General features: G+C 70.1%; 20 protein-coding genes, 1 tRNA gene and 1 pseudogene. 20 read left to right on the forward strand and 2 right to left on the reverse strand.

Translation table 11 applies throughout. From position 1 onward, the window contains the following. Nucleotides 1-101: 101 nt before the first annotated feature. A pseudogene (locus tag IE207_RS08655) lies at nucleotides 102-731 on the forward strand (phosphoribosyltransferase); the annotation flags it as partial. A 120-nt stretch (nucleotides 732-851) separates the two neighbouring features. Here the strand turns inward: IE207_RS08655 and IE207_RS08660 are convergent. Continuing rightward, the gene (locus IE207_RS08660; RefSeq protein ID WP_190183420.1) at nucleotides 852-2,084 is read right to left on the reverse strand and encodes a phospholipase D-like domain-containing protein; all 1,233 of its coding nucleotides are present in this window, start codon (nucleotides 2,082-2,084) and stop codon (nucleotides 852-854) included. A 203-nt stretch (nucleotides 2,085-2,287) separates the two neighbouring features. On the opposite strand from IE207_RS08660, the gene IE207_RS08665 reads away from it, so the two are divergent. Both IE207_RS08665 and IE207_RS08670 read left to right on the forward strand, forming a co-directional pair. Beyond that, nucleotides 2,288-3,853, forward strand: a complete 1,566-nt coding sequence (locus IE207_RS08665) for an Eco57I restriction-modification methylase domain-containing protein (protein WP_190183421.1) — start codon at nucleotides 2,288-2,290, stop codon at nucleotides 3,851-3,853. Between the two features lie 126 nt (nucleotides 3,854-3,979). After that, a complete protein-coding gene (locus IE207_RS08670; protein WP_229873481.1) occupies nucleotides 3,980-5,047 on the forward strand; it encodes a beta family protein in 1,068 nt (355 codons plus the stop codon). A gap of 312 nt (nucleotides 5,048-5,359) precedes the next feature. On the opposite strand, the gene IE207_RS08675 is transcribed toward IE207_RS08670, so the two are convergent. Next, a tRNA-Arg gene (locus IE207_RS08675) sits at nucleotides 5,360-5,431 on the reverse strand. A 52-nt stretch (nucleotides 5,432-5,483) separates the two neighbouring features. Between IE207_RS08675 and IE207_RS08680 the strand changes: the two genes are divergently transcribed. The 17 genes from IE207_RS08680 (at nucleotide 5,484) to atpB (ending at nucleotide 24,841) form a co-directional block, all read left to right on the forward strand. After that, nucleotides 5,484-6,008, forward strand: a complete 525-nt coding sequence (locus tag IE207_RS08680; RefSeq protein ID WP_373304692.1) for a response regulator — start codon at nucleotides 5,484-5,486, stop codon at nucleotides 6,006-6,008. Between the two features lie 101 nt (nucleotides 6,009-6,109). Further along, a complete protein-coding gene (gene nrtL, locus IE207_RS08685; protein ID WP_190183424.1) occupies nucleotides 6,110-7,051 on the forward strand; it encodes an ArgS-related anticodon-binding protein NrtL in 942 nt (313 codons plus the stop codon). A 19-nt stretch (nucleotides 7,052-7,070) separates the two neighbouring features. Next, complete coding sequence (gene lysA / locus IE207_RS08690) at nucleotides 7,071-8,462, forward strand: diaminopimelate decarboxylase (protein WP_190183425.1); 1,392 nt, start codon at nucleotides 7,071-7,073, stop codon at nucleotides 8,460-8,462. A 184-nt stretch (nucleotides 8,463-8,646) separates the two neighbouring features. Then, on the forward strand, nucleotides 8,647-9,951 hold the full coding sequence (locus IE207_RS08695; protein WP_190183426.1) for a homoserine dehydrogenase: 1,305 nt from the start codon (nucleotides 8,647-8,649) through the stop codon (nucleotides 9,949-9,951). Nucleotides 9,952-9,957: 6 nt separating this feature from the next. Continuing rightward, entirely contained in the window at nucleotides 9,958-11,028 is a 1,071-nt protein-coding gene (gene thrC / locus IE207_RS08700) for a threonine synthase (protein ID WP_190183427.1), read from the forward strand. A gap of 304 nt (nucleotides 11,029-11,332) precedes the next feature. Further along, a complete protein-coding gene (thrB, locus tag IE207_RS08705) occupies nucleotides 11,333-12,259 on the forward strand; it encodes a homoserine kinase (protein WP_190183428.1) in 927 nt (308 codons plus the stop codon). A gap of 439 nt (nucleotides 12,260-12,698) precedes the next feature. Continuing rightward, nucleotides 12,699-14,837 carry a transcription termination factor Rho gene (rho, locus tag IE207_RS08710; protein WP_190183429.1) on the forward strand — a complete coding sequence of 713 codons (2,139 nt, stop codon included), beginning with the start codon at nucleotides 12,699-12,701 and terminating at the stop codon, nucleotides 14,835-14,837. A gap of 342 nt (nucleotides 14,838-15,179) precedes the next feature. Next, nucleotides 15,180-16,286, forward strand: a complete 1,107-nt coding sequence (locus IE207_RS08715) for an LCP family protein (protein ID WP_190183430.1) — start codon at nucleotides 15,180-15,182, stop codon at nucleotides 16,284-16,286. 203 nt (nucleotides 16,287-16,489) lie between these two features. Further along, nucleotides 16,490-16,708: a 50S ribosomal protein L31 gene (rpmE, locus tag IE207_RS08720; protein WP_030153765.1), complete on the forward strand. Its 219-nt coding sequence runs from the start codon at nucleotides 16,490-16,492 to the stop codon at nucleotides 16,706-16,708. 108 nt (nucleotides 16,709-16,816) lie between these two features. Beyond that, nucleotides 16,817-17,896, forward strand: coding sequence for a peptide chain release factor 1 (gene prfA / locus IE207_RS08725; protein WP_190183431.1), 1,080 nt, complete (start codon nucleotides 16,817-16,819; stop codon nucleotides 17,894-17,896). Nucleotides 17,897-17,974: 78 nt separating this feature from the next. After that, nucleotides 17,975-18,820, forward strand: a complete 846-nt coding sequence (gene prmC, locus IE207_RS08730; RefSeq protein WP_190183432.1) for a peptide chain release factor N(5)-glutamine methyltransferase — start codon at nucleotides 17,975-17,977, stop codon at nucleotides 18,818-18,820. Between the two features lie 58 nt (nucleotides 18,821-18,878). Beyond that, nucleotides 18,879-19,526 (forward strand): L-threonylcarbamoyladenylate synthase, encoded by a 648-nt coding sequence (locus tag IE207_RS08735; protein WP_190183433.1) that lies wholly within the window; start codon nucleotides 18,879-18,881, stop codon nucleotides 19,524-19,526. Then, nucleotides 19,523-20,179, forward strand: a complete 657-nt coding sequence (locus IE207_RS08740) for an arsenate reductase/protein-tyrosine-phosphatase family protein (RefSeq protein ID WP_190183434.1) — start codon at nucleotides 19,523-19,525, stop codon at nucleotides 20,177-20,179. Before IE207_RS08735 ends, IE207_RS08740 begins: the two co-directional genes overlap by 4 nt. A gap of 220 nt (nucleotides 20,180-20,399) precedes the next feature. Further along, nucleotides 20,400-21,629: a serine hydroxymethyltransferase gene (gene glyA, locus IE207_RS08745; protein WP_190183435.1), complete on the forward strand. Its 1,230-nt coding sequence runs from the start codon at nucleotides 20,400-20,402 to the stop codon at nucleotides 21,627-21,629. Between the two features lie 104 nt (nucleotides 21,630-21,733). Beyond that, nucleotides 21,734-23,068, forward strand: coding sequence for an MraY family glycosyltransferase (locus IE207_RS08750; protein ID WP_190183641.1), 1,335 nt, complete (start codon nucleotides 21,734-21,736; stop codon nucleotides 23,066-23,068). Between the two features lie 285 nt (nucleotides 23,069-23,353). Beyond that, nucleotides 23,354-23,791, forward strand: a complete 438-nt coding sequence (locus IE207_RS08755) for a Cg1360 family ATP-synthase-associated protein (protein ID WP_190183436.1) — start codon at nucleotides 23,354-23,356, stop codon at nucleotides 23,789-23,791. Nucleotides 23,792-24,001: 210 nt separating this feature from the next. Further along, nucleotides 24,002-24,841: a F0F1 ATP synthase subunit A gene (gene atpB, locus IE207_RS08760; protein ID WP_190183642.1), complete on the forward strand. Its 840-nt coding sequence runs from the start codon at nucleotides 24,002-24,004 to the stop codon at nucleotides 24,839-24,841. Nucleotides 24,842-24,893: the final 52 nt, after the last annotated feature.

Consider the following 24,893-nt stretch of genomic DNA (forward strand, 5'->3'; position numbering starts at 1 on the left):
GACCCGGCACCACCTCCTTCGTACGAGTTGCGCGGCCGAGCCGTGCGTACCGGCTGCGCGGCCGAGTTGCGCCCCTGCGCCCGGAGGCGTTGGTTCGAAGGGTGCTGTTCACCGACCGCGACGACGCCGGCCGCCGCCTGGCCGAGGCCCTGCGCCCCTACGGACCCCGGCACCCGGTGGTGCTCGGCCTGCCCCGGGGCGGAGTCCCGGTGGCGTTCCACGTGGCACGGGCGCTGGACGCTCCGCTCGATGTGATCGTCGTCCGGAAGCTGGGCGTCCCGGGCCACCGCGAGCTGGCGTTCGGCGCCCTCGGCGAAGGCGGCGTACGCGTGATCAACGAGGACGTCGTCCGCCGCGGCCGGCTGCGCCCCGAAGACATGGCGGAAGTCGAACGGGCCGAGCAGGCCTCGCTCGCCGCCCAGGCCCACCGCTTCCGCGAGGGCCGCCCGCGCCTGCCCGTCTCGGGCCGCACCGCGATCCTGGTGGACGACGGCATCGCCACCGGCGCGACGGCGGCCGCCGCCTGCGAAGTCGTCCGCGCCCAAGGCGCGACCCACGTCGTCATGGCCACCCCGGTCGCCCCACCGGACGCCGCCGCCCGCCTCCGCGACTCGGCGGACGAACTCGTCTGCCTCTCCACCCCGCCGGCCTTCTCCTCCGTGGGCCAGTGGTACGGCGACTTCTCCCAGACGTCGGACGCCCAGGTGATCACCCTCCTGACCCCGGGCGCCCGACGAGACCCGGGCTGACCGTGTGGACGCACGCACCGCCCTGCCGCACCGGCTCGCAGCGCTCGACACCGAGCGGCTGACGGCCCTGCCGGCGATGCCCCCCCGCACCCCCGGCGCCCGTCAAGCGCCCTCGGACACGTTGATCTCCCCGATCGGATCCGCCGAGATGGTGAGGCGCCGTGACCCGTCCTCGAAGGTCTCGATCGTGACGTAGTGGCCCGTGTGGTCGTGGGCTTTCAGGTGCGCCGTCAGAGCCTCTCCCCAATGCAGCCAGGTCGGGACGTTGCCCTGGCCCGCGATCCGGTAATCGGCGTGATCGATGACGATCTCGTGCACACCCAAGGACTGCGCGCCGATGACGACTTCGAACGGCACCTTCGCCTTTTCCTGCACGCCTCTGGCGTTCTCCTTCGCTTCCCACTGCGCGTCCGCGAAGAAGACCTTGCGAAAGTACGTCTTCTGGTCGATGGGGTGCTGCGCCTGCGAAAGCCTGAGGTTCCCGGTGGTTTTGCTCTCCGCCTTGGGGGGCCGCTGGGCATCGCTGGCCGACATCTTCTTGAACCAGGAGTGGCTGAGCAGTTCCGACGGCATGGCCGGTTGATCGTCCACATAGTTCACATAGTTCACGTCGTCCACGTGCCCCACATGGTCCTTCGGGGCGCCGGACGACACCTTCGTGCTGTTCTTTCCGGGCTTCCCAGGATCCGGCGTCTTGGTATGCCGGGACCGGCCGAAGACCGGCTCGCCCGCTCCGGTCCGGGCGGCAGCGGACCGCCTCCGTCCGGCCATGCGGATCTCGTCACCGATCCGGTAGACCGGGGACTCGATCAGCAGCTTGATCAAGGCGTCGTCAAGGGGCTTGCACACCTCGCTGTCACGCAGGAGTTCGTCGAAGAGGCCGGTGAACTGACCGGCGAGTGCCACGTCGTCCGGTGATCCGAAAGACCCGGAGATCTCGACGGCGGCTTCGTAGTTCCAAAAGACGCCACCGGCGGTGAGGTTGTTCGACCCGATGAACACCGACCAGTCGTCGGGGCCGGTGAAGAAGTAGATTTTGGGATGGAACGTGCGACCCGTCTCATGGAATACGTGCGACGCGTCGCAGAGTTTGTGCACCAGATGAAGTCCCTGGCGGGTCGCGCCGCCCTCGCTGATGCCCACCACTGCCGTGATCTTGTTCCCGCGATCGCGAAACGCGCGGAAATCGCCCTGCACTCGGGAGAGTCCGCTCTGTTTCGCCCATGCTGTTGCTATGCGCAGTTCCGAGTACCTATCATCTGCGCAGTGCGAGGCCAGGAACTGGTAGAGATTCGGCGAGCTTGCATACGGCTGGCCCACGAGACTGATTCGCATGGATGATCACCGTGCCGTAAGCGGCCCGTGGTGGCAAGCGGGATTCCGACTTATTACGTCTGGTCCGTTCTGTCTGGCCACAGCACTAGACTCGACTGGCGATCGACCGATGCCTGGAGGGCACAGCACACGTGAAGACCATGCAACAGGTGTCCGCCGACAAGCTGCGCGGCGGGTTCTACTCGCCTCAGCCCCTGGTCGCCGTGTGCCTCGACCGGCTGCGCGATCTGCTCCCCGACTCCCTGGGGTCCCTCCGTCTCCTGGAACCCAGCGCCGGCGACGGTGCCTTCATCCGCGGTCTCGACGAGGACCCCCTGGGCAAGCGCGTCCGGGATCTGGTGGCCGTCGAACTGCTGGAGTCGGAAGCACAGCGCTGCGAGGAGGCCGGCGACCGGGCTTCGTTCGAGACGGAAATCAGGCACGGGAGCTTCCTCGACCCCGACCTGGTGCCCGAAGAAGGCTTCGACGCGGCGGTGGGAAATCCGCCTTTCGTCCGGTTCCAATTCGTCAGCGAGACGGAACGGAGCTACGCCGATCAGGTCGCGACGGGTATGGGAGTAACCCTCAAGGGGGTTTCCAATCTGTGGATCCCCATCTTCCTCTGCGCTCTGAACAAAGTCCGCGAAGGTGGCGCTTTCGCCTTCATCATCCCGGCCGAATGCCTTACGGGAATCTCGGCCGGGGCTGTGCGGCGGTGGCTGCTGCGCAATTGCTCGGCCGTGCGCGTCGACCTGTTCGGCCCGGGTTCCTTTCCCGGCGTCCTACAGGAAGTGGTCGTTCTCAGCGGCCGTCGGGACCCTTCGGCCGCCGATGGGCGACTGACGGCATGGGACCACAGCGCCGCCGGGCGTGCCTGGCGTCATTCGGCCTCCCCGGAGGCGCCCACCTGGACCCGTTATCTGCTTTCCCCCGCCCAGCTGGAAGCCCTCGACGAGGTCTCCTCGCTGTCCTGTGTGCGAAGTGCCGGAAGCTGGGTTCGTTTCGGGGTCGCGACCGTCACGGGCGCCAACGACTACTTTTCCGTCGACCGCGAAACGATCGAACAGTACGGCCTCGAAGACTGGATCCTCCCCCTGCTGCCGAGGATCAGGAATGCCGAGGGCCTGGTCTTCACCCCCGAAGACCATGAGAGGAACATCGAGGAGGGCGCTCGCGCCGGCCTGATCGACTTCGCACGGGGTGAAGCCAGCCCGCTCCGGCACGACGGCGCCTTGCGCTACATCCACGCCGGCGAGCAGGCCGAGCTGCACACGCGCTACAAGTGCAGGATCCGTGAGCCCTGGTACTGCGTCCCGGTGGTCGCGGCCGGAGACCTGCTCCTGTCGAAGAGGTCCCACCTCTACCCCCGCGTCGTGGTCAACGAAGTGTCGGCCATCACCACGGACACGATCTACCAGGGGAAGATGCTGGCGCCGGAGGCGATGTCGGCGCGCTCGTTCGCCGCTTCCTTCCACAACTCGCTGACCCTGCTGTCCGCGGAGATCGAGGGAAGGAGCTTCGGCGGTGGTGTGCTGGAGCTGGTACCGAGCGAGGTGGCGCGGCTGCGGGTCATGGCGCACCCGTCGATGAGCGAGGAGCTGGACCGCTTGGACCGGGTCTCGCGGTCCGCCTCCGGCGATGTCGAGGAGATCTTGATCCGGGAAACCGACGGCCAGTTGGCCAAGCGGATCCCGCAGATCTCGGACTCGACCCTCGGCCTCCTGGCCGAAGCGCGCACGGAGTTGCAAAAGCGCCGCCTCGACCGCAACCGCTCCTCGGCCCCCCTCTAACCCGGCCCCGGGGACCGCAAGGCGGGTGAGAACCGGCCTTACGGCTGATTCGCGTCTCTATGTGAGATGGCGGCTTCTCGTCACAATCTGGTTGGAGTGAGCCAGATATCCATTGGCTGGTGCTGAGTGCGCTGGGGGAAGCCGTTGGCCTACGTTCCGATACTCAAGGGCAAGGCGGGGGAGTTCTCGGCGCTTGAGCACGTCACACCGGCGGTTCGCTCATGCATCCGCCCCGTCATGGAGCTGGTCCCCGATCCGGACGTGCGGGATGTCCTGGAGACCTTCTGTGACCGCGCGATGGACGCAGTGCCGAACGGCGCTGTCCTGACTGTGGACAGCGGCGCCCTGCCCACGGCACGAGTACTCGAGGGCGACGCGGGTGGCCCGATGGCCCGGCTGAGCGAGTCCCTCGCCCTCCGTGGCGTGGCCATGTGCCCGGTCGTCCGGTACACGGATGCGCGAGACGTTCTGGCAGAGGCCTCGCGGGCGATCGCGCTACACCAGCGTGGTGTCTGCTTGCGCGTGTCCGTTGCCGCCGACATGCGGGACTGGCTTCCCGACCACGGTCAGATCCGGGGGCTGCTCAAGGTGCTTCGCCTGGATCCGGGCGAGGTCGACCTGCTCATTGATGCCGGGCCGGTGGATTCCGGCAGCATGAGGGATCGATTGGCCGACCGCGCTCTGGCCGCGCTCACCACGCTCTCTCCGTGGCGCTGGCGGCGTGAATGCGTTGCCGCCGGAGCGTTCCCCGCCAACCTGACCGGGTTCCCGAGGGGGCGGGCGACGCCGGTCGCCCGGCGTGATGCGCAGTTGTGGCGGCGTGTGCTGGGCCAATGCGACGGGAAGTCGCCGGACTTCGGCGACTTCGGTGTGACACATCCTCGGATGCCGGCGAGCTCTCGGGGGACCCCGGATCCCAACATGCGCTACACGACCCCGGATGCCTGGCAGGTCTTCGTCTATCCGCGAGTCCGCTCCGGCAACGATGACTTCTTCACCCTGAGTGCCGACCTGATCGCGTCTCCGTACTGGCCTGCGACAGGGGCGCGGACTTCATGGGGTGACGCGCGTCTGAACGAATGCGCCCTGCGCCAAAGGCCCAGAGCCGGCGGCGGTACGGAGTGGCGGGCATGGGCAACCTCGCACCATCTGGCAGTGGTCACCTCCAGTCTCAACGCGCTGGGGCACCCGTGAGGCAGTCCCCCTGGCGGGGGATCGCTTCGTCCCGGAGTGGCGCAGCAGTGCAGTCATCGAGGCCTCGCCGTCCCGTCTCCTCGCTGACCTGGCGGAGCCTCAGCACCGGCGAGAGACCGTGCCCTGAGCATCCGGCGGATTGGTTGCCCGCACTCGGCGGCCGACGGCCGGCCTCTCCCGAAGCTCGCACACCCCCCACCTGGGACCAGTGCGCACCAACGACAAAGGCCCGGACTCAGTGGGACTGAGTTCGGGCCTTCATGCTTGGCACTCGTGCAGGTCAGCGGGTGTTTCACGCTGGTCCGGCTGGAGTGCCCCCGGCAGGATTCGAACCTGCGCACACGGCTCCGGAGGCCGTTGCTCTATCCCCTGAGCTACGGGGGCGTGTCGTTCGCGTTGCGGCGACGGGTTGAACACTACCAGCTCGCGGGCGGTGATCAGAAACGGTTTGAGGGGGTGGGGAGGGGGCGGTCGCCCGGAGGGGGTGGAAGTGGGGAAAACCCGGACGCGGGGGCTTAGGCGGACCTACTCTCGAGTTGTGCCAGGCGCCTCGCGCCGGGTGCTTGTTGTCGACGACAACAAGGTCATCCGGCAGCTGATCAAGGTCAATCTCGAGCTGGAGGGCTTCGAGGTAGTGACCGCGAACGATGGTGCCGAGTGCCTGGACGTCGTGCATCACGTGTGTCCCGACGTGATCACCCTCGATGTGGTCATGCCCCGCTTGGACGGGTTCGGGACCGCGGCGCGGCTGCGGGCCGATCCGCGGACCCGGGACGTGCCGCTCGCCATGGTCAGCGCCTGTACGCAGCACGAGGTCGAGGCCGGGATCACCGCCCGGGTCGACGCGTTCCTCACCAAGCCCTTCGAGCCCGCCGAGCTGGTCCGGGTCGTACGCCGGCTCGTCGAGCGGCGCGACCGGCGGGAGCGGGAAGGGGCTCCGGCCGGGAGCGGCAGAGGGTGAAGGCGGGGCGAGGGTGACGGGGAGGCCGGCGGCGCACAGGCGCTGTTCACATGGCGAAACCCTTCGCATGACGCGGAAGGTTCTCCCCTAGGCTGGGTCCCGTGACCCCCGCCGACCTCTCCCGTACCGTCGCGCACGCCGTGCGCCGCGCCGTCGAGGACGGGGAGCTGCCCGCCGACGCGGAGCTGCCGCAGCGGGTGGTCGTGGACCGGACACGGCCCGGCGGAGTGGGGGAGTACGCCACCGCCGTCGCCTTCCCCCTCGCCAAGAGCGCCGGACGGGCTCCCGGGGACGTCGCCCGCCTGCTCGCCCGCCGGCTGGCGCAGGTGCCCGGGATCGAGAAGGTCGAGGTCACCGGCGCCGGGTTCCTGAACTTCGTCATGGGGCGGCCGTCCGCCGAGGCCCTCGTACGGGACGTGCAGGCGCGCGGCATCCGCTACGGCTGCCCCCCGCAGGACAGTGGGGAGACGCGGGACGCAGTGGTGCGCGGCTCGGTTTCGCGTCTCGGTGGGGACCCCGGAAACGGCGGGCTCCGCGTCGCCCCCGTGCCCGGGAAGGAAGGGGACGTCTTCGCCGCCTACGGCGCCGACGCCGCCCGCTGGGCCATGCTCGCCACGGCGCCCCATGAGACCCCCTCGTTCTCCGCTCGACTCCTGGTCCAGGACGAGTCCAACGAGTTCTTCCGCGTGCGCCACGGATACGCGCGCAGCCGGGCCCTGCTGCGCAACGCCGCCCTGCTCGGGTTTCCCCCCGAGCCCGGCGACGTCGGCGACGTCGCCGGCGCCGACGCGCTGCTGCGCGCCCTCGCCGACTACCCCCTCGCCCGCGAAGCCGCCGCCCACCACCGTGCGCCCGAGCGGCTCGTGCGCCAGCTCGTCCGGCTGGCCGACGCGCTGCTCGACTTCCAGTACGACGTGCTCCCCAAGGGAGACGAGAAACCCTCGGCCGCCCACCGTGCCCGGCTGGCACTCGCCGAAGCCGCCGGGACGGTGCTGGCCGGTGGCCTGTCCCTGCTCGGCATAGCTGCTCCCGAACGCCTGTGACCTGCGAAGAGAGATTCCGATGAGCCGTTCCGCGCACCCCGCCGGGCCCCGCCACGCCGACGTCCTGCCCGAGGGCCACTACGCGCCGCCGCCCGCCGACCTCAACGTCCTCGACGAGAAGGTCTGGTCGCGCACCGTCACCCGCAACGCCGACGGCGTCGTCACCGTCGGCGGCATCGAAGTGACCCGCCTGGCCGAGGAGTTCGGGACGCCCGCCTACTTCATGGACGAAGAGGACTTCCGGGCCCGCTGCCGCGCCTGGGCGCACGCCTTCGGCGCCGACGCCGACGTGTTCTACGCGGGCAAGGCGTTCCTCTCCAAGGCCGTCGTGAAGTGGCTCGAGGAGGAAGGCCTCAACCTCGACGTGTGCTCCGGCGGTGAGCTGGCCACCGCCCTCGCCGCCGGGATGCCCGCCGAGCGGATCGCCTTCCACGGGAACAACAAGTCGCAGGGCGAGATCCGGCGGGCCGTCACGGCCGGCGTCGGGCGCATCGTGCTCGACTCCTTCCAGGAGATCGCCCGCGTCGCGCACATCGCCCGTGAGCTGGGCGTACGCCAGCCCGTCCAGATCCGCGTGACCGTCGGCGTGGAAGCGCACACGCACGAGTTCATCGCCACCGCGCACGAGGACCAGAAGTTCGGCATCGCCGTCGCCGACGGCAGCGCCGCCGAGGCCGTACGACGCGCCCTCGGACACGACAGCCTCGACCTGCTCGGCGTCCACTCCCACATCGGCTCGCAGATCTTCGACATGGCCGGGTTCGAGGTGTCCGCGAAGCGGGTCGTGCGGCTGCTCGCCGCAGTCCGCGACGAGCACGGCGTGGAGCTGCCCGAGATCGACCTCGGCGGTGGCCTCGGCATCGCCTACACCTCCGCCGACGACCCCCGCGAGCCGCACGAGATCGCCAAGGCCCTGCACGAGATCGTCGCGCGGGAGTGCGAGGCGGCGGGGCTGCGCGCCCCGCGGATCTCCGTCGAGCCGGGCCGGGCGATCGTCGGCCCGACCGCCTTCACCCTCTACGAGGTCGGCACCATCAAGCCGCTCGAAGGGCTGCGGACGTACGTCAGCGTCGACGGCGGCATGTCGGACAACATCCGCACCGCCCTCTACGACGCCGAGTACGCGGTCACCCTCGTCTCCCGTGTCTCCGACGCCGAGCCGATGCTGGTGCGCGTCGTCGGAAAGCACTGCGAGAGCGGTGACATCGTGGTCAAGGACGCCTTCCTCCCGGCGGACCTCGCCCCCGGCGACCTCATCGCCGTCCCGGCGACCGGCGCGTACTGCCGCTCCATGGCCAGCAACTACAACCACGCGCTCCGGCCGCCCGTCGTCGCCGTGCGCGACGGACAGGCCCGGGTGATCGTCCGGCGCGAGACGGAGGAAGATCTCCTGCGTCTCGACCTCGGATGAGGCCCCTATTTCTGGGGAACGCCCCCAGGGGCCCAAAATGGACGTCTCACTCAATGGACCGAGGATGGAAACTACTGTCCATTGCATGAGACTGGTCGCGTGAGACCGGTCGGTGTGAGGCTGGTCGGGCCCGGTACGCAAACGCGTGCCGGGTGGTGATGGAAGATCGAAAGGCGTAGGTCGAATGATGCGTACGCGTCCGCTGAAGGTGGCGCTGCTGGGCTGTGGTGTGGTCGGCTCAGAGGTGGCGCGCATCATGACGACGCACGCCGAAGACCTGACGGCCAGGATCGGCGCGCCCGTCGAACTGGCCGGCGTCGCCGTGCGCCGCCCCTCGAAGGTCCGCGAGGGCATCGACCCGGCCCTGATCACCACCGATGCGACCGCCCTCCTCAAACGCGGCGACATCGACGTCGCCATCGAGGTCATCGGCGGCATCGAGCCCGCGCGCGGCCTGATCACCACCGCTTTCCAGCACGGCATCTCGGTCGTCTCCGCGAACAAGGCGCTGCTCGCCCAGGACGGCGCCGCGCTGCACGCCGCGGCCGACGAGGCCGGGCTCGACCTGTACTACGAGGCCGCCGTCGCCGGCGCGATCCCGCTGGTCCGCCCGATGCGCGAGTCCCTCGCGGGCGACAAGATCAACCGGGTCATGGGCATCGTCAACGGCACGACCAACTTCATCCTCGACAAGATGGACTCGACGGGCGCCGGCTACCAGGAGGCGCTCGACGAGGCCACCGCCCTCGGGTACGCCGAGGCCGACCCCACCGCCGACGTCGAGGGCTACGACGCCGCCGCCAAGGCCGCGATCCTCGCCGGCATCGCCTTCCACACCCGGGTCCGGCTCGACGACGTCTACCGCGAGGGCATGACCGAGGTCAGCTCCGCGGACTTCGCCTCCGCCAAGCGCATGGGCTGCACCATCAAGCTCCTCGCCATCCTGGAGCGCGCCGCCGACGGCCGGTCGGTGACCGCCCGCGTGCACCCGGCGATGATCCCGCTCAGCCACCCGCTGGCGTCGGTCCGCGAGGCGTACAACGCCGTCTTCGTCGAGGCGGAGGCCGCCGGGCGGCTCATGTTCTACGGCCCGGGAGCGGGCGGCTCGCCGACTGCCTCCGCGGTCCTCGGCGACCTCGTCGCCGTCTGCCGCAACAAGCTCGCCGAGGCAACGGGGCCCGGCGAGTCGGCGTACACCCAGCTGCCGGTCAGCCCCATGGGGGACGTCGTCACGCGCTACCACATCAGCCTCGATGTGGCCGACAAGCCGGGCGTCCTCGCCCAGGTCGCGACGACCTTCGCGGAGCACGGAGTGTCCATCGACACGGTCCGCCAGCAAGGGCATCCAGACAGCGTCGGCGAAGGGGCCTCCCTCGTCGTCGTCACCCACCGGGCACCCGACGCCGCCCTTTCCGGGACCGTCGAGGCGCTGCGGAAGCTGGACACCGTTCGCGGTGTCGCCAGCATCATGCGTGTTGAAGGGGAGTAAGGACCCATGAGCAGCAATCGCACCCACCAGTGGCGCGGCATCATCGAGGAGTACCGGGACCGCCTGCCGGTGACGGACGCGACGCCCGTGGTCACGCTCCGCGAGGGAGGCACTCCCCTCGTACCGGCCCAGGTGCTCTCCGAGCGCACCGGCTGCGAGGTGCACCTCAAGGTCGAGGGCGCGAACCCGACCGGGTCCTTCAAGGACCGCGGCATGACGATGGCGATCACCAAGGCCAAGGAGGAGGGCGCCAAGGCGGTCATCTGCGCCTCCACGGGCAACACCTCGGCCTCCGCCGCCGCGTACGCGGTGCGTGCCGGGATGGTCTCGGCCGTCCTCGTGCCCCGCGGCAAGATCGCGCTCGGCAAGATGGGCCAGGCCCTCGTGCACGGCGCCAAGATCCTCCAGGTCGACGGCAACTTCGACGACTGCCTGGACCTGGCCCGCGCGCTCTCGGACAACTACCCGGTGGCGCTGGTCAATTCCGTCAACCCGGTCCGCATCGAGGGCCAGAAGACGGCCGCGTTCGAGATCGTCGACGCGCTGGGCGACGCCCCCGACATCCACGTGCTGCCGGTCGGCAACGCGGGCAACATCACCGCGTACTGGAAGGGCTTCAAGGAGTACAAGGCCGACGGTCTGGCCTCCCGTACGCCTCGCGTGTGGGGTTTCCAGGCCTCGGGTTCCGCGCCGATCGTGCGCGGCGAGATCGTCAAGGAGCCGCACACCATCGCGACGGCGATCCGCATCGGAAACCCGGCCTCCTGGGAGTACGCGCTCGCGGCCCGCGAGGAGTCCGGCGGCTTCATCGACGAGGTGACGGACCGCCAGATCCTGGCCGCCTACCGCCTGTTGGCGGCACAGGAGGGCGTCTTCGTGGAACCCGCCTCCGCCGCGTCGGTGGCCGGTCTGCTCAAGGCCGCCGAGGCCGGACTGGTCGACCCCGGCCAGAAGATCGTGTGCACCGTCACCGGCAACGGCCTCAAGGACCCCGACTGGGCGGTCGCCGGTGCCCCGCAGCCGGTCACCGTACCGGTGGACGCCGAGGCCGCGGCCGTCCGGCTCGGCCTGGTCTGACCCGGAGCCCGCCCACGCGGGCTCCACGCCGTGCCGCCGGATTCCGGGACCCCCGGAATCCGGCGACACGGTCCGCACGGCGGCCGGAGCCGGCGGAAGACCGCGACACGCATCGTGCGCCTCCTGTGCGCCCTATGTCGCGAGAGAACCTTCCTTCGATAGGCTGTACTTACATCCGCCACCGCGCACATGACCGCGGTGCTGCCCCAAGGGCCTTCGGGTGTCGTGCGTTCTCCAGTACATTCGCAGCGAAGATCCCGCTCAGCACCAGATCTCGCACAGTCACAAGGAGTGTCATCGACCGATGGCAGGTCCAGCGTTCCGCGCCGCCGCCGTACGAGTGCGCGTCCCCGCCAGCAGTGCCAACCTCGGCCCCGGCTTCGACGCCCTCGGCCTGGCCCTGGGGCTCTACGACGACGTGGTCGTCCGCGTCGCCGACTCCGGCCTGAACATCGACATCGCCGGTGAGGGCGCCGACAACCTCCCGCGCGACGAGAGCCACCTCCTCGTTCGCTCCATGCGCACCGCTTTCGACCTGCTGGGCGGGCAGCCGCGCGGTCTGGAGGTCGTCTGTGCCAACCGCATCCCGCACGGCCGCGGGCTCGGTTCGTCCTCCGCGGCGATCTGCGCCGGCATCGTCGCCGCCCGCGCCGTGACCATAGGCGCCGAGGCCCGGCTCGACGACGCGGCGTTGCTGGAACTCGCCACCGAGATCGAGGGCCATCCCGACAACGTCGCCGCCTGCCTGCTCGGCGGGTTCACCCTCGCCTGGATGGACGGCGGCAGCGCCAAGGCGATCCGGATGGACCCCGCCGATTCCATCGTTCCGGTGGTCTTCGTACCTTCCAAGCCGGTCCTCACGGAGACGGCGCGCGGCCTGCTGCCGCGTACCGTCCCGCATGTGGACGCGGCCGTCAACGCGGGTCGCGCGGCCCTGCTCGTCGAAGCCCTGACCAGGCGTCCCGAGTTGCTGCTGCCCGCCACCGAGGACCGGCTCCACCAGGAGTACAGGTCCCCGGCGATGCCCGAGAGCGTGGCTCTCGTGGCCCGGCTGCGGGCGGACGGTATCCCCGCGGTCATCTCCGGCGCGGGCCCCACGGTCCTCGCGCTGGTCGACAACGGTGCGGCCGACAAGGTCGCGCAGCTCGCGGGCGAGGGGTGGGCGGCCAACCGGCTGGCCCTCGACGTCCCGGGCGCGAGCGTTCTTCCGCTGGGCACCCAGGGCGGCTAGGCCCACGGGGCCCGGCCGGCCAGGGGCCGGTGCGGCGGCTGGGCAGGCCGACCGCGCGGAAGCGCTGATTGCCGGTGATTGAGAGGGGGAATGTCTGTTGGATCCGGTAGTGTTAATCTCAAGTGCGCATCCGAAGCCGCCATGGCTCGGTGCTCAGTGTCCCCATTCGGGACCACATTTCTTCCGGGAGCCTCCCCGACTGCTCTGATCGCTTCCAGCAGTTTCGAGCACGCTCCGGAATCGGCGTGACATTCCCACGCTTCCAGCTCGGGGGCTTCTCGCCGGAACAAGCACGCACGTTTTCTCTCCGCCGTATCTCTACCGGCGGACCACCGCCCCGGCTGCGGTCCATGACCCATCAGGAAATGGACTGTCGTCGGACAGCACAACCGGTCGCCGAGCCAGACAGGCCGACGTCCGCTCCAGGGAAGGACCCTTCGTGAGCGACACCACCGATCTGATGGGCGCTGCCGACACCAACGTCGACACCAGTGCCCCCGCCGCGGGCGCCGCGGCTGCCACTGCCGGCCGGCGGCGCCGCTCCGGCACCGGCCTTGACGGCATGGTCCTGGCCGAGCTCCAGCAGGTCGCGTCGGGCCTCGGCATCAGGGGCACCGCGCGGATGCGCAAGAGCCAGCTGATCGAGGTCATCAAGGAGGCGCAGGCGGGCGCAGGCGCCCCCAAGGCCGCCGCCTCCGTCGCGGACACCGCCGAGGCCAAGCCGAAGCGCCGCGCCACCAGCAAGGCCCGTACGGGTGAGGCCGCCGCCGAGGCGCCCGCCGAGAAGCCTGCCACGCAGGCCCAGATCGAGATCCCCGGCCAGCCGGCCAGCGACGACGCCCCGGTCGGCGAGCGCCGCCGCCGTCGGGCCACCGCCCCCTCCGGCAGCCCGGAGTCCACGGCGCCCGTCGCCGTACAGGTCGAGCAGAAGACCGAGACCGCCGCCCCGGCGACACAGGCCGACGTCAAGGTGGAGGCCGCCACCGCCGTCTCCGCCCAGGGCCAGGGCCAGGGGCAGACGCAGCTCCAGGAGGCCGGCGAGGGCCGCGGCCGCCGGGACCGCCGCGACCGCGACAGGGGCGAGCGCGGCGAGCGCCAGCGCGACCGCCGCGACCGCGGTGCCAAGACCGACGACCAGGGCGGCCAGGGCCAGGCGCAGGGCGGCCAGGCGCAGGGCCAGGGCGGCCAGGCGCAGGGCGGTCAGGCGCAGGGTGGTCAGGGCGGCAGCCGTCAGGACCGCCAGGACCGCGGCGACCGTCAGCAGCAGGGCGGCCGCGGCCAGGGCCAGCAGGGCCGGCAGGACCGTCAGGACAACGGCCCGCAGGACGACTTCGACTCCGAGGACGGCCGTCGCGGCCGTCGCGGCCGCTACCGCGACCGCCGTGGCCGTCGCGGCCGCGACGAGTTCGCGCCGAGCGAGCCGCAGGTCGCCGACGACGACGTCCTGATCCCCGTCGCCGGCATCCTCGACATCCTCGACAACTACGCGTTCATCCGGACCTCCGGCTACCTGCCCGGCCCGAACGACGTGTACGTCTCCCTCGCCCAGGTCCGCAAGGCGGGGCTGCGCAAGGGCGACCACACCACCGGTGCCGTGCGCCAGCCCAAGGACGGCGAGCGCCGCGAGAAGTTCAACGCCCTCGTGCGTCTGGACTCGGTGAACGGCATGGCGCCCGAATCCGGCCGCGGCCGCCCGGAGTTCCAGAAGCTGACCCCGCTGTACCCGCAGGACCGGCTCCGCCTGGAGACCGACCCGGGCGTGCTGACCACCCGCATCATCGACCTCGTGTCGCCGATCGGTAAGGGCCAGCGCGGTCTGATCGTGGCCCCGCCGAAGACCGGCAAGACCATGATCATGCAGGCGATCGCCAATGCGATCACCACCAACAACCCCGAGTGCCACCTGATGGTCGTCCTGGTCGACGAGCGTCCGGAAGAGGTCACCGACATGCAGCGGTCGGTCAAGGGCGAGGTCATCTCCTCGACCTTCGACCGTCCGGCCGAGGACCACACCACCGTCGCCGAGCTGGCCATCGAGCGCGCCAAGCGTCTCGTGGAGCTGGGCCACGACGTGGTCGTCCTGCTGGACTCCATCACCCGCCTGGGCCGCGCGTACAACCTCGCCGCCCCCGCCTCCGGCCGCATCCTGTCCGGTGGTGTCGACTCGACCGCGCTGTACCCGCCGAAGCGCTTCTTCGGTGCCGCGCGCAACATCGAGGACGGCGGCTCGCTGACCATCCTGGCCACCGCGCTGGTCGACACCGGCTCGCGCATGGACGAGGTGATCTTCGAGGAGTTCAAGGGCACCGGCAACATGGAGCTCAAGCTCGACCGCAAGCTCGCCGACAAGCGCATCTTCCCGGCCGTCGACGTCGACCCGTCGGGTACGCGCAAGGAGGAGATCCTCCTCAACGCGGAGGAGCTCGCCATCGTCTGGAAGCTGCGCCGGGTGCTGCACGCGCTCGACTCGCAGCAGGCGATCGAGCTGCTGCTCGACAAGATGAAGCAGACGAAGTCGAACGCCGAGTTCCTGATGCAGATCGCGAAGACGACCCCGGCGGGCAAGAACGACGACTGACCGTCGCCGTAGCCGGACCGTCCCACGCAACCGCCCCCGTCGCAGCCGCGACGGGGGCGGTTGTCCTTTCGGGTTTCGACTGCGGCGGCAGCTGCGACCTTCGCCACAGCCGCGTCCTCTCGGCGGCTCCGCACATCGTCGCTTTCGTCCGGGTTCCGGCACGGTTGGTAGGCGCGCCGTCACAGCCCGTACGTCTCCAGGGCTGCGGTCCGGGGGCCTTCGTGCGGCGCCCGTCCGAGGCCGTGGAACCCTGGAAGACGTTCCTCCGTCTGTGTCAGAGAACAGCGGAGGTCGCAGACAGGCCGAACGGGTCGCGGGAGCGGGCCGGGGACCGAGGAGAGCATGAGCGAGGACACGAGGGCCGGCCGCCGCGCCGCGGGCGCCGGGCGCCGACGGAAGGCGCCCAAGCGCCGCAAGGGCCTCAGAGTCGTCGCGTGGACGGCCGCGGGGGTCGTGGTACTCGGCGGCGCGGGCGTGGGCTACTTCTACTTCAAGTTCAACGGCAACCTGAAGACGGTCGACATCGACGCGGCGCTCGGCAAGGACCGCCCGCAGAACGTGGACAACGGCTCGATGGACATCCTCGTCCTCGGCTCGGACTCCCGCGGCGGGGCGAACAGCGAGTACGGCCGGGACGACGGCGGGTCGGCCCGCTCCGACACGGCGATGATCGTCCACCTCTACGAGGGCCACCACAAGGCCAGCGTCATATCGATACCGCGCGACACCATGGTCAACCGGCCCGCCTGCCAGACGTCGAACGGGAAGACGGACCGCGGCAGCTCGCGCTCGCAGTTCAACGAGTCGTTCACCATCGGCGGGGCCGCCTGCGCGGTCAAGACCGTCGAGAAGATGTCGGGGATCCGCATGGACCACTACATCGAGGTCGACTTCACGGGCTTCAAGAAGATCATCGACAACCTCGGCGGCGTCCAGGTCACCACCACCAAGCCGATCAAGGACGCTTCCAGCCACCTCGACCTGCCCGCGGGCCCCAACAAGCTGAACGGCGAACAGGCCCTCGGCCTCGTCCGTACCCGCAAGAGCGTCGGCGACGGCAGCGACCTCGGCCGAATACAGCTCCAGCAGGCCTTCATGAAGGCCCTGATCAAGCAGGTCAAGGGCATCGGCATCTTCGACAACCCCAAGCGGCTGCTCGACCTCGCGGACACCGGCACCAAGGCGCTCACCACCGACAAGCAGCTCGGCGACGTGAAGTCCCTCCTGGGCTTCGCCGAGAGCCTGCGGGGCATCGACGCCCAGAACCTCCAGATGATCACCATGCCCGTGACCGCGGACCCCCTCGACTCCGACCGCGTCGCCCCGCTCGCCAAGGAGTCCAAGATGGTCTGGGACGCCCTGCTCGCGGACCAGCCGGTCCCGGCCGAGGCGACGGCGAACTCCATGGGTGACAAGGGCAGCGCCGGAGGCATCGTCCAGCAGCCGTGACGCCGCGGCCGTAACGCCGTGAATGCCCGGCAGGCGGGGTTTCCGCCGGGGTGGAATAGATGCCCGCCCCTCCCCGTTGAGGGGGGTGTCCTCAGAATTTTGACAGGCGGCCCGGTCCTGGCAGACTGGTCTGTCGGCCCCGGTTCACGCAGCGCGCAATTCGGCCCCTGCGACCCGGCGCCCTCCCGAATCTAGGAGACACCTTGAAGCGCGATGTTCACCCCGAGTACGTCGAGACCCAGGTCAGCTGCACCTGCGGCGCGTCGTTCACCACCCGTAGCACCCTGACCGAGGGCACCATCCGTGCCGAGGTCTGCTCCGAGTGCCACCCGTTCTACACGGGCAAGCAGAAGATCCTCGACACCGGTGGCCGTGTGGCCCGCTTCGAGGCCCGCTTCGGCAAGGCTGCCGGCTCGAAGTAGCGAGCCTTCGGCGCCGGACCCCGGCTGCACCGCGTCACGCGCGGGCAGCCGGGCCGGCGCCTTTCTCGTCCCGCAGCCCTTTCTTCACTTTCACCACAGGAGCCCCCGATGTTCGAGGCGGTCGAGGAACTGGTCGGCGAGCACGCCGACCTTGAGAAGAAGCTCGCCGACCCTTCGGTCCACTCGGATCAGGCCAACGCGCGCAAGCTCAACAAGCGCTACGCGGAGCTGACCCCGATCGTGGCGACCTTCCGCGCCTGGAAGCAGACCGCCGAGGACATCGAGACGGCCAAGGAGTTCGCGGCCGACGACCCCGACTTCGCCGCCGAGGCCAAGGAACTGGCAGTCCAGCGCGAAGAGCTCACCGAGAAGCTCCGCCTGCTGCTCGTCCCGCGCGACCCCAGCGACGACAAGGACGTGCTCCTGGAGGTCAAGGCCGGAGCGGGCGGCGACGAGTCCGCCCTGTTCGCCGGCGACCTGCTGCGCATGTACCTGCGCTACGCCGAGCGCGTCGGCTGGAAGACCGAGATCATCGACGCCACCGAGTCCGAACTCGGCGGCTACAAGGACGTCCAGGTCTCCGTCCGCACCAAGGGCGGCAACGGCGCCACCGAGCCCGGCCAGGGCGTCTGGGCCCGCCTCAAGTACGAGGGCGGCGTGCACCGCGTCCAGCGGGTTCCGGCCACCGAGTCCCAGGGCCGCATCCACACCTCCGCCGCGGGCGTGCTCGTCACCCCGGAGGCCGAGGAGGTCGAGGTCGAGATCAACATGAACGACCTCCGCATCGACGTGTACCGCTCCTCCGGCCCCGGCGGCCAGTCCGTCAACACCACCGACTCGGCCGTGCGCATCACGCACATCCCGACCGGTGTGGTCGCCTCCTGCCAGAACGAGAAGAGCCAGCTCCAGAACAAGGAGCAGGCGATGCGTATCCTGCGCTCCAGGCTGCTCGCCGCGGCCCAGGAAGCCGCCGAGCAGGAGGCCTCCGACGTGCGCCGCAGCCAGGTGCGCTCCGTGGACCGCTCCGAGAAGATCCGCACGTACAACTACCCGGAAAACCGGATCTCGGACCACCGGACCGGCTTCAAGGCGTACAACTTGGACCAGGTGCTCGACGGGGACCTCGACGCGGTCATCCAGGCCTGCGTGGACACGGACTCCGCCGCCAAGCTCGCCGCCGCGCACTGAACCGCACCACCCGCGTGACCGTGACGCCCGCCTGACCCCCCGCTCCACCCCCGTACGACAGCAGCCCGGAGGACCAGCGTGAACTTGCTGCTTGCCGAGGTGGCCCAGGCCACCCAGCGGCTGGCCGCCGCCGGCGTGCCCTCACCGCGCTTCGACGCGGAGGAACTCGCGGCCTTCGTGCACGGCGTCAAGCGGGGGGAACTGCACCACGTCAAGGACGCGGACTTCGACGCCCGCTACTGGGAGGCCGTCGCCCGCCGCGAGGCGCGCGAGCCGCTCCAGCACATCACCGGGCGCGCCTTCTTCCGCTACCTGGAGCTCCAGGTAGGACCCGGGGTCTTCGTGCCCCGGCCCGAGACCGAGTCGGTCGTGGACTGGGCCATACACGCCGTCCGGGCGATGGACGTCGTCGAGCCGCTGATCGTGGACCTCTGCACGGGCTCCGGCGCCATCGCGCTGGCCATGGCGCAGGAGGTGCCGCGCTCGCGCGTCCACGCGGTCGAGCTGTCCGAGGAAGCCCTGCGGTGGACCCGCAAGAACGCCGAGGGCTCCCGCGTCACCGTCCACCAGGGAGACGCGCTCAGAGCGCTGCCCGAGCTGGACGGCCAGGTGGACCTCGTGATCTCCAACCCGCCGTACATCCCGCTCACCGAGTGGGAGTACGTCGCCCCCGAGGCCCGCGACCACGACCCCGAGATGGCGTTGTTCTCCGGCGAGGACGGCCTGGACACCATCCGGGGCATCGAGCGCACCGCCCACCGGCTGCTGCGGCCCGGCGGCATCGTCGTCATCGAGCACGCCGACACGCAGGGCGGCCAGGTCCCGTGGATCTTCGCCGAAGAGCGGGGCTGGGCCGACGCCGCCGACCACCCCGACCTGAACAACCGCCCGCGCTTCGCGACCGCCCGCAAGGCCATGCCGTGATCAGCGCGCCCCCGCTCCTGAACGACGTCACCACCCCGCTGCAAGAGGAGGCCCGCTGATGGCCCGGCGATACGACTGCAACGACGCCACGGACCGCAAGACGGGCCTGCGTGAAGCCGCGTCCGCAGTGCGCCGCGGCGAGCTCGTCGTGCTGCCCACCGACACCCTGTACGGGATCGGCGCGGACGCGTTCAGCGCGGAGGCGGTCGGTGACCTGCTCGCCGCCAAGGGGCGCGGCCGCAACATGCCCACCCCCGTCCTCATCGGCTCCCCGAACACCCTGCACGGCCTGGTCACGGACTTCTCCGAGCAGGCGTGGGAGCTGGTCGACGCGTTCTGGCCGGGCGCGCTGACGCTCGTCGCCAAGCACCAGCCGTCGCTGGCCTGGGACCTGGGCGAGACCCGCGGGACCGTCGCCGTACGCATGCCGCTGCACCCCGTGGCGATCGAGCTGCTGACCGAGGTCGGCCCGATGGCCGTGTCCTCGGCGAACCTGACCGGGCACCCGGCGCCGGAGGACTGCGACGCGGCGCGCGCGATGCTGGGCGACGCGGTGTCGGTGTACCTGGACGGCGGCCCCACCCCGGGGATCCAGCCCTCCTCGATCGTCGACGTCACGGGGAAGGTGCCCCTGCTGCTGCGTGAGGGGGCGCTGACCGCCGAGCAGCTGCGGGAGGTCGTACCCGACCTCGAGGTGGCTCCGTGAGCCCTCAGGGGCGTGGCATAGCAACGGGGCGTCTTCCGGCGGAGGCTGGGGGAGACTGCTTCCGCATCCTCCACGTCAGCACCGGGAACGTGTGCCGCTCGCCCATCACCGAGCGGCTGACGCGGCACGCCCTGGCGCACCGGCTGGGCGGTCTGGTCAGCGGCGACCTCGTCGTGGAGAGCGCCGGCACGTGGGGCCACGAGGGGGCCCCGATGGAGGCCAACGCCGCGGCCGTGCTCGCGGACTTCGGCGCCGACGCGTCCGGCTTCACGGGGCGGGAGCTGCTGGACGAGCACGTCATCCGGGCCGACCTGGTGCTGACGGCGACCCGGGACCACCGGGCGCAGGTCATCTCCATGGGCCACTCGGCGGGGCTGCGGACGTTCACGCTGAAGGAGTTCACTCGGCTGGTGCGGGCGATCGATCCGGCCACGCTGCCGCCGCTGGACGACGGCATGGCGCAGCGCGCGCGGGCCCTGGTGAGGGCGGCCGCGGCGCTGCGCGGCTGGCTGCTGGCGCCGTCCGCCGACGCGGACGAGGTGTACGACCCGTACGGGGCGCCGATCACGTTCTTCCGCTCGATCGGCGACGAGATCAACCAGGCGCTGGACCCCGTGGTCACGGCCCTGACGGGCGTCACCGCCTCCCGCTGACGGCCGACGGCGCCCGACAGAGCCCCAGTACGCCCGACGGCCGGAGGCCGGCGCAGCGGGGCGAAGCCTGAACGGTCCCTCGGGCCGGGCCGTGCGAGCGGCGCGACGAGAATGCGTGCGGCGCGCCGAGAGTGCGGGCGGCGCGTCGAAAGTGCGAGGGGCGCGATCGCGGGGGCGGGCCTACAGTGGCCGTATCCGGGACAGCACTGGGAGCCGCGCCATGAGCGTCATCACCCCGCCCACGGACCTGCTGCGGCAGCAGGATCCGAAGATGGCCGACGTGCTCGCGGGCGAGGCCCAGCGGCAGGCCGGTTCCCTGCAACTGATCGCCGCCGAGAACTTCTGCTCGCCCGCCGTACTGGCCGCGCTCGGCTCGGCGCTCGCCAACAAGTACGCCGAGGGCTACCCCGGAGCCCGCCACCACGGCGGCTGCGAGTACGCCGACCTCGCCGAACGCATCGCGGTGGAACGGGCCATGGCGCTGTTCGGCGCCGAGCACGCCAACGTACAGCCGCACTCCGGATCCTCCGCCGTGCTCGCCGCCTACGCCGCGCTGCTGCGCCCAGGCGACACGGTGCTCGCGATGGGGCTCCCGTACGGAGGACACCTCACCCACGGCTCTCCCGCCAACTTCTCCGGCCGCTGGTTCTCCTTCGTCGGGTACGGGGTCGACGCCGAGACCGGCCTGATCGACTACCAGCAGGTCCAGGAGCTCGCCCGCACGCACCGCCCCAAGGCCATCGTCTGCGGCTCGATCTGCTACCCCCGCCACCCCGAGTACTCCGTCTTCCGGGAGATCGCCGACGAGGTCGGGGCGTACCTGATCGCCGACGCCGCGCACCCGATCGGGCTCGTCGCCGGTGGCGCGGCCCCCAGCCCCGTCCCGTACGCGGACGTCGTCTGCGCGACCACGCACAAGGTGCTGCGCGGCCCCCGCGGCGGCATGGTCCTGTGCACCGCCGACCTGGCCGAGCGCGTCGACCGGGCCGTGTTCCCCTTCACCCAGGGCGGCGCCCAGATGCACACGATCGCCGCCAAGGCCGTGGCCTTCGGCGAGGCCGCCGCCCCCGCGTTCGCCACGTACGCCCACCGGGTCGTCGCCAATGCCCGGACCCTCGCCGAGGCGCTGGACGCCGCGGGTTTCGCCGTGACGACCGGAGGCACCGACACGCACCTGATCTGCGCCGATCCCGCCCCTCTCGGCATCGACGGCCCCACCGCCCGGGGCCGGCTCGCGGCCGCCGGGATCGTGCTGGACACCTGCGCGCTGCCGTACGGGGACCAGCGCGGGATCCGCTTCGGTACCGCGGCGGTGACCACCCAGGGCATGGGGGAGACGGAGATGGTCCGCATCGCCGCGCTGTTTGCGGCCGCGCTGCGCGGGGAAACCGCGCAGACCCGTACGGAGGTCGGCGAGCTGGCCAGTGGATTTCCTCCTTATGGGGCGTAACGCGGACGAGCCGGACGTACCGCAACCGGGCTAGGGGCCCCTCGCGTCCTCGATAGCGGTGACATCGCGGCTAATGTGTGGGGCTGAGATGGCCGGCGATACATCTGGGGCTGCCAGTGCGTGAATATCTGCTGACGCTTTGCGTCACGGTCGCGGTGACCTACCTGCTCACCGGGCCCGTGCGGAAGTTCGCGATCGCGGTCGGGGCCATGCCGGAGATCCGTGCCCGCGACGTGCACCGCGAGCCGACCCCCCGGCTCGGCGGGATCGCGATGTTCGGCGGTCTGTGCGCGGGGCTGCTGGTGGCCGACCACCTGCGCAACCTCAACGGTGTGTTCACGGGGTCGAACGAGCCCCGGGCGCTGCTGTCCGGCGCGGCGCTGATCTGGCTGATCGGCGTGCTCGACGACAAGTTCGAGATCGACGCCCTGATCAAACTCGGCGCCCAGATGATCGCCGCCGGTGTGATGGTCATCCAAGGTCTGACCATCCTGTGGATCCCGGTGCCCTTCATGGGCACGGTCGCGGTCACCCCCTGGCAGGGCAACCTGCTGACGGTGGCCCTCGTGGTGCTCACCATCAACGCGGTGAACTTCGTGGACGGCCTCGACGGACTGGCGGCCGGCACGGTCTGCATCGCCGCCGCGGCGTTCTTCCTGTACGCGTACCGCATCTGGTACGGCTACGGGATCGAGTCGGCGGCGCCGGCGACGCTGTTCGCCGCCATCCTGATGGGCATGTGCCTGGGCTTCCTGCCGCACAACATGCACCCCGCCCGGATCTTCATGGGGGACTCGGGGTCGATGCTGATCGGCCTGGTGCTGGCGGCCGGCGCGATCTCCATCACCGGGCAGGTGGACCCGGACACACTGAAGCTCTTCGCGGGTGGTGAGCGCAACGCGACGCACGCGATGCTGCCGGTGTTCATCCCGCTGGTGCTGCCGCTGACGATCATCGCGATCCCGATGGCGGACCTGTTCCTGGCGATCGTCCGGCGCACCTGGAACGGCCAGTCCCCCTTCGCGGCCGACCGCGGGCACCTGCACCACCGGCTGCTGGAACTCGGGCACTCCCACAGTCGCGCTGTACTGATCATGTACTTCTGGTCGGGCCTGATCGCCTTCGGGGCGGTTGCCTACTCGGTGCACTCGACCTCGATGTGGATCGTGCTCGGCATCGCGGGGCTGAGCGCCCTGGGGCTGGTACTGCTCCTCCTGCCGCGCTTCACCCCGCGCGCCCCGCGTTGGGCCGAGGGCCTGGTCCCGCCGCGCTACCGGCACGCGGACCGGGCGGCGGAAGCGGCGCTGCTGGACGCGTCGGGGACGGAGCCGGAGCCGGCCAGGCCGATCGCGGCGGGCATCTCCGGCGTCAACGGGGCGACCGCCATTGGCCCCCGTTCGCGCTTCCCCGACCGGCGTAAGGCCGGATCGGCCCGCTGACGCCCGGAACGCATGTCCGACATGAACGCCCTTTACCAGACAAGGCGACCTGTTGTCTTGCACACACGGGCGCGTTAGCCCTCATGTGTGACAGTCAGCACACTCCCTGGGTAAAGCTCTCATCAAATACTTTGTGATACCGTTCACTAAACCCGGCGACAGAGCCGAAGGACCGTAGTGCGACGGTCCAACGGCCCGAGGCGCTGCCTCGGACCGGGCTTACGCTCGTCCCCGTACGAGTCCCGTACGAGTCCGTGCCCCCACCACCACGCGGAGCAAACCGCCATGCGGTCAGATGACGTCCGATCCCTCCTGCAAACCGCCGTACCCACGGCTGTCGCCGGCGCTGTAGCCGCCGGGATCAGCGGTGCGCTGGTCGGTGGCAAGGGCGCGATCGGGGCCGTCATCGCGACGGTGGTGGTGATCGTGTTCATGGGTCTCGGATTCCTGGTTCTCCAGCGCACGGCGAAATCACTGCCGCACCTGTTCCAGGCGATGGGCCTCATGCTCTACGCGGCCCAAATCCTGTTGCTCTTCGTCTTTCTCGCCGTGTTCAAGAACACGACGTTGTTCCACCCCCGGGCGTTCGCGATCACCCTTGTGGCCACCACCCTCGTGTGGATCGGCGCACAGACGCGAGCCCACATGAAGGCCAAGATTCTTTACGTCGAACCCGAGTCCACGAAGGGCGACAAGCCCGGAAATCCGGGGTCGAAGCCGTGAGGGGTAGGGCCGGGATAAGCGTGCGTTCGAGATGCTGCTATCGTCCGGTTCAAACTGCGGCACTGCGGGCGCGGGCATCTGAGCTGACGCCTGTTCCATCGCGAGGCTCGATGCCTGACCGCCGCCCCCACATCCGTTACACCAGTCCAGTGCCGAACCGCGGCTTCGCGCCGCGCCGACACAACGAGGTTGCCGTACCCATGCGCCACGCTGAAGGAGCCCGCGGTGAGTCCTGACCCGACGCAGGTGCTCGCCTTCGAGACCGACTGTCACATCTTCGAAGGATGTGGCTTCCCCGGCCCGGGCCTGCACTCGTTCCTCTTCGAGCCGCTGTGGGGCGAAGCTGGCCTGACCAGCGTCTACTTCAACAAGCCGATGCTGCTGGCCCTTCTGGGCAGCATCATCATCGTGGCTTTCTTCTGGGTCGCCTTCGGCAAGCCGAAGGTCGTCCCCGGCAAGCTGCAGATGGTGGCCGAATCCGGTTACGACTTCGTGCGTCGCGGCATCGTCTACGAGACGCTGGGCAAGAAGGAGGGCGAGAAGTACGTCCCCTTCATGGTCTCGCTGTTCTTCTTCGTCTGGATCCTGAACGTCTGGTCGATCGTTCCGGTGGCGCAGTTCCCGGTGACCTCGATCATCGCCTACCCGGCGATCCTGGCCCTTCTCGTCTACGCCACGTGGATGTCGGTGACGTTCAAGCGTCACGGCTTCGTCGGCGGTCTCAAGAACCTGACGGGCTACGACAAGAGCCTCGGTGGCGTCCTGCCGCTCGTCATGGTCATCGAGTTCTTCTCGAACGTCCTGGTGCGTCCGTTCACCCACGCGGTCCGACTGTTCGCGAACATGTTCGCCGGTCACACCCTGCTGCTGCTCTTCACGATCGCCAGCTGGTACCTGCTGAACGGGATCGGCATCGCGTACGCCGGCGTCTCGTTCGTGATGGTGCTCGTGATGACGGCCTTCGAGCTCTTCATCCAGGCTGTCCAGGCGTACGTCTTCGTCCTCCTGGCCTGCAGCTACCTCCAGGGCGCGCTCGCCGAGCACCACTGAGCCAGGCCCGCCCCGCTCAGCCCCCATTTCGTCCGGTGGCCAACCCCCACCG

Origin of the sequence: Streptomyces cirratus, assembly GCF_014650775.1 — a bacterium.
In the GTDB taxonomy this organism is placed as follows: Bacteria; Actinomycetota; Actinomycetes; order Streptomycetales; family Streptomycetaceae; genus Streptomyces; species Streptomyces cirratus.

What these genes read in the sequence shown, in the direction of transcription:
- thrB (WP_190183428.1), top strand. Translation starts at nt 11,333, where the DNA reads ATGGCAGGTCCAGCGTTCCGCGCCGCCGCCGTACGAGTGCGCGTCCCC.
- lysA (WP_190183425.1), top strand. Translation starts at nt 7,071, where the DNA reads ATGAGCCGTTCCGCGCACCCCGCCGGGCCCCGCCACGCCGACGTCCTG.
- IE207_RS08660 (WP_190183420.1), bottom strand. Translation starts at nt 2,084, where the DNA reads ATGCGAATCAGTCTCGTGGGCCAGCCGTATGCAAGCTCGCCGAATCTC.
- IE207_RS08695 (WP_190183426.1), top strand. Translation starts at nt 8,647, where the DNA reads ATGATGCGTACGCGTCCGCTGAAGGTGGCGCTGCTGGGCTGTGGTGTG.
- thrC (WP_190183427.1), top strand. Translation starts at nt 9,958, where the DNA reads ATGAGCAGCAATCGCACCCACCAGTGGCGCGGCATCATCGAGGAGTAC.
- IE207_RS08755 (WP_190183436.1), top strand. Translation starts at nt 23,354, where the DNA reads ATGCGGTCAGATGACGTCCGATCCCTCCTGCAAACCGCCGTACCCACG.
- IE207_RS08715 (WP_190183430.1), top strand. Translation starts at nt 15,180, where the DNA reads ATGAGCGAGGACACGAGGGCCGGCCGCCGCGCCGCGGGCGCCGGGCGC.
- prfA (WP_190183431.1), top strand. Translation starts at nt 16,817, where the DNA reads ATGTTCGAGGCGGTCGAGGAACTGGTCGGCGAGCACGCCGACCTTGAG.
- IE207_RS08735 (WP_190183433.1), top strand. Translation starts at nt 18,879, where the DNA reads ATGGCCCGGCGATACGACTGCAACGACGCCACGGACCGCAAGACGGGC.
- glyA (WP_190183435.1), top strand. Translation starts at nt 20,400, where the DNA reads ATGAGCGTCATCACCCCGCCCACGGACCTGCTGCGGCAGCAGGATCCG.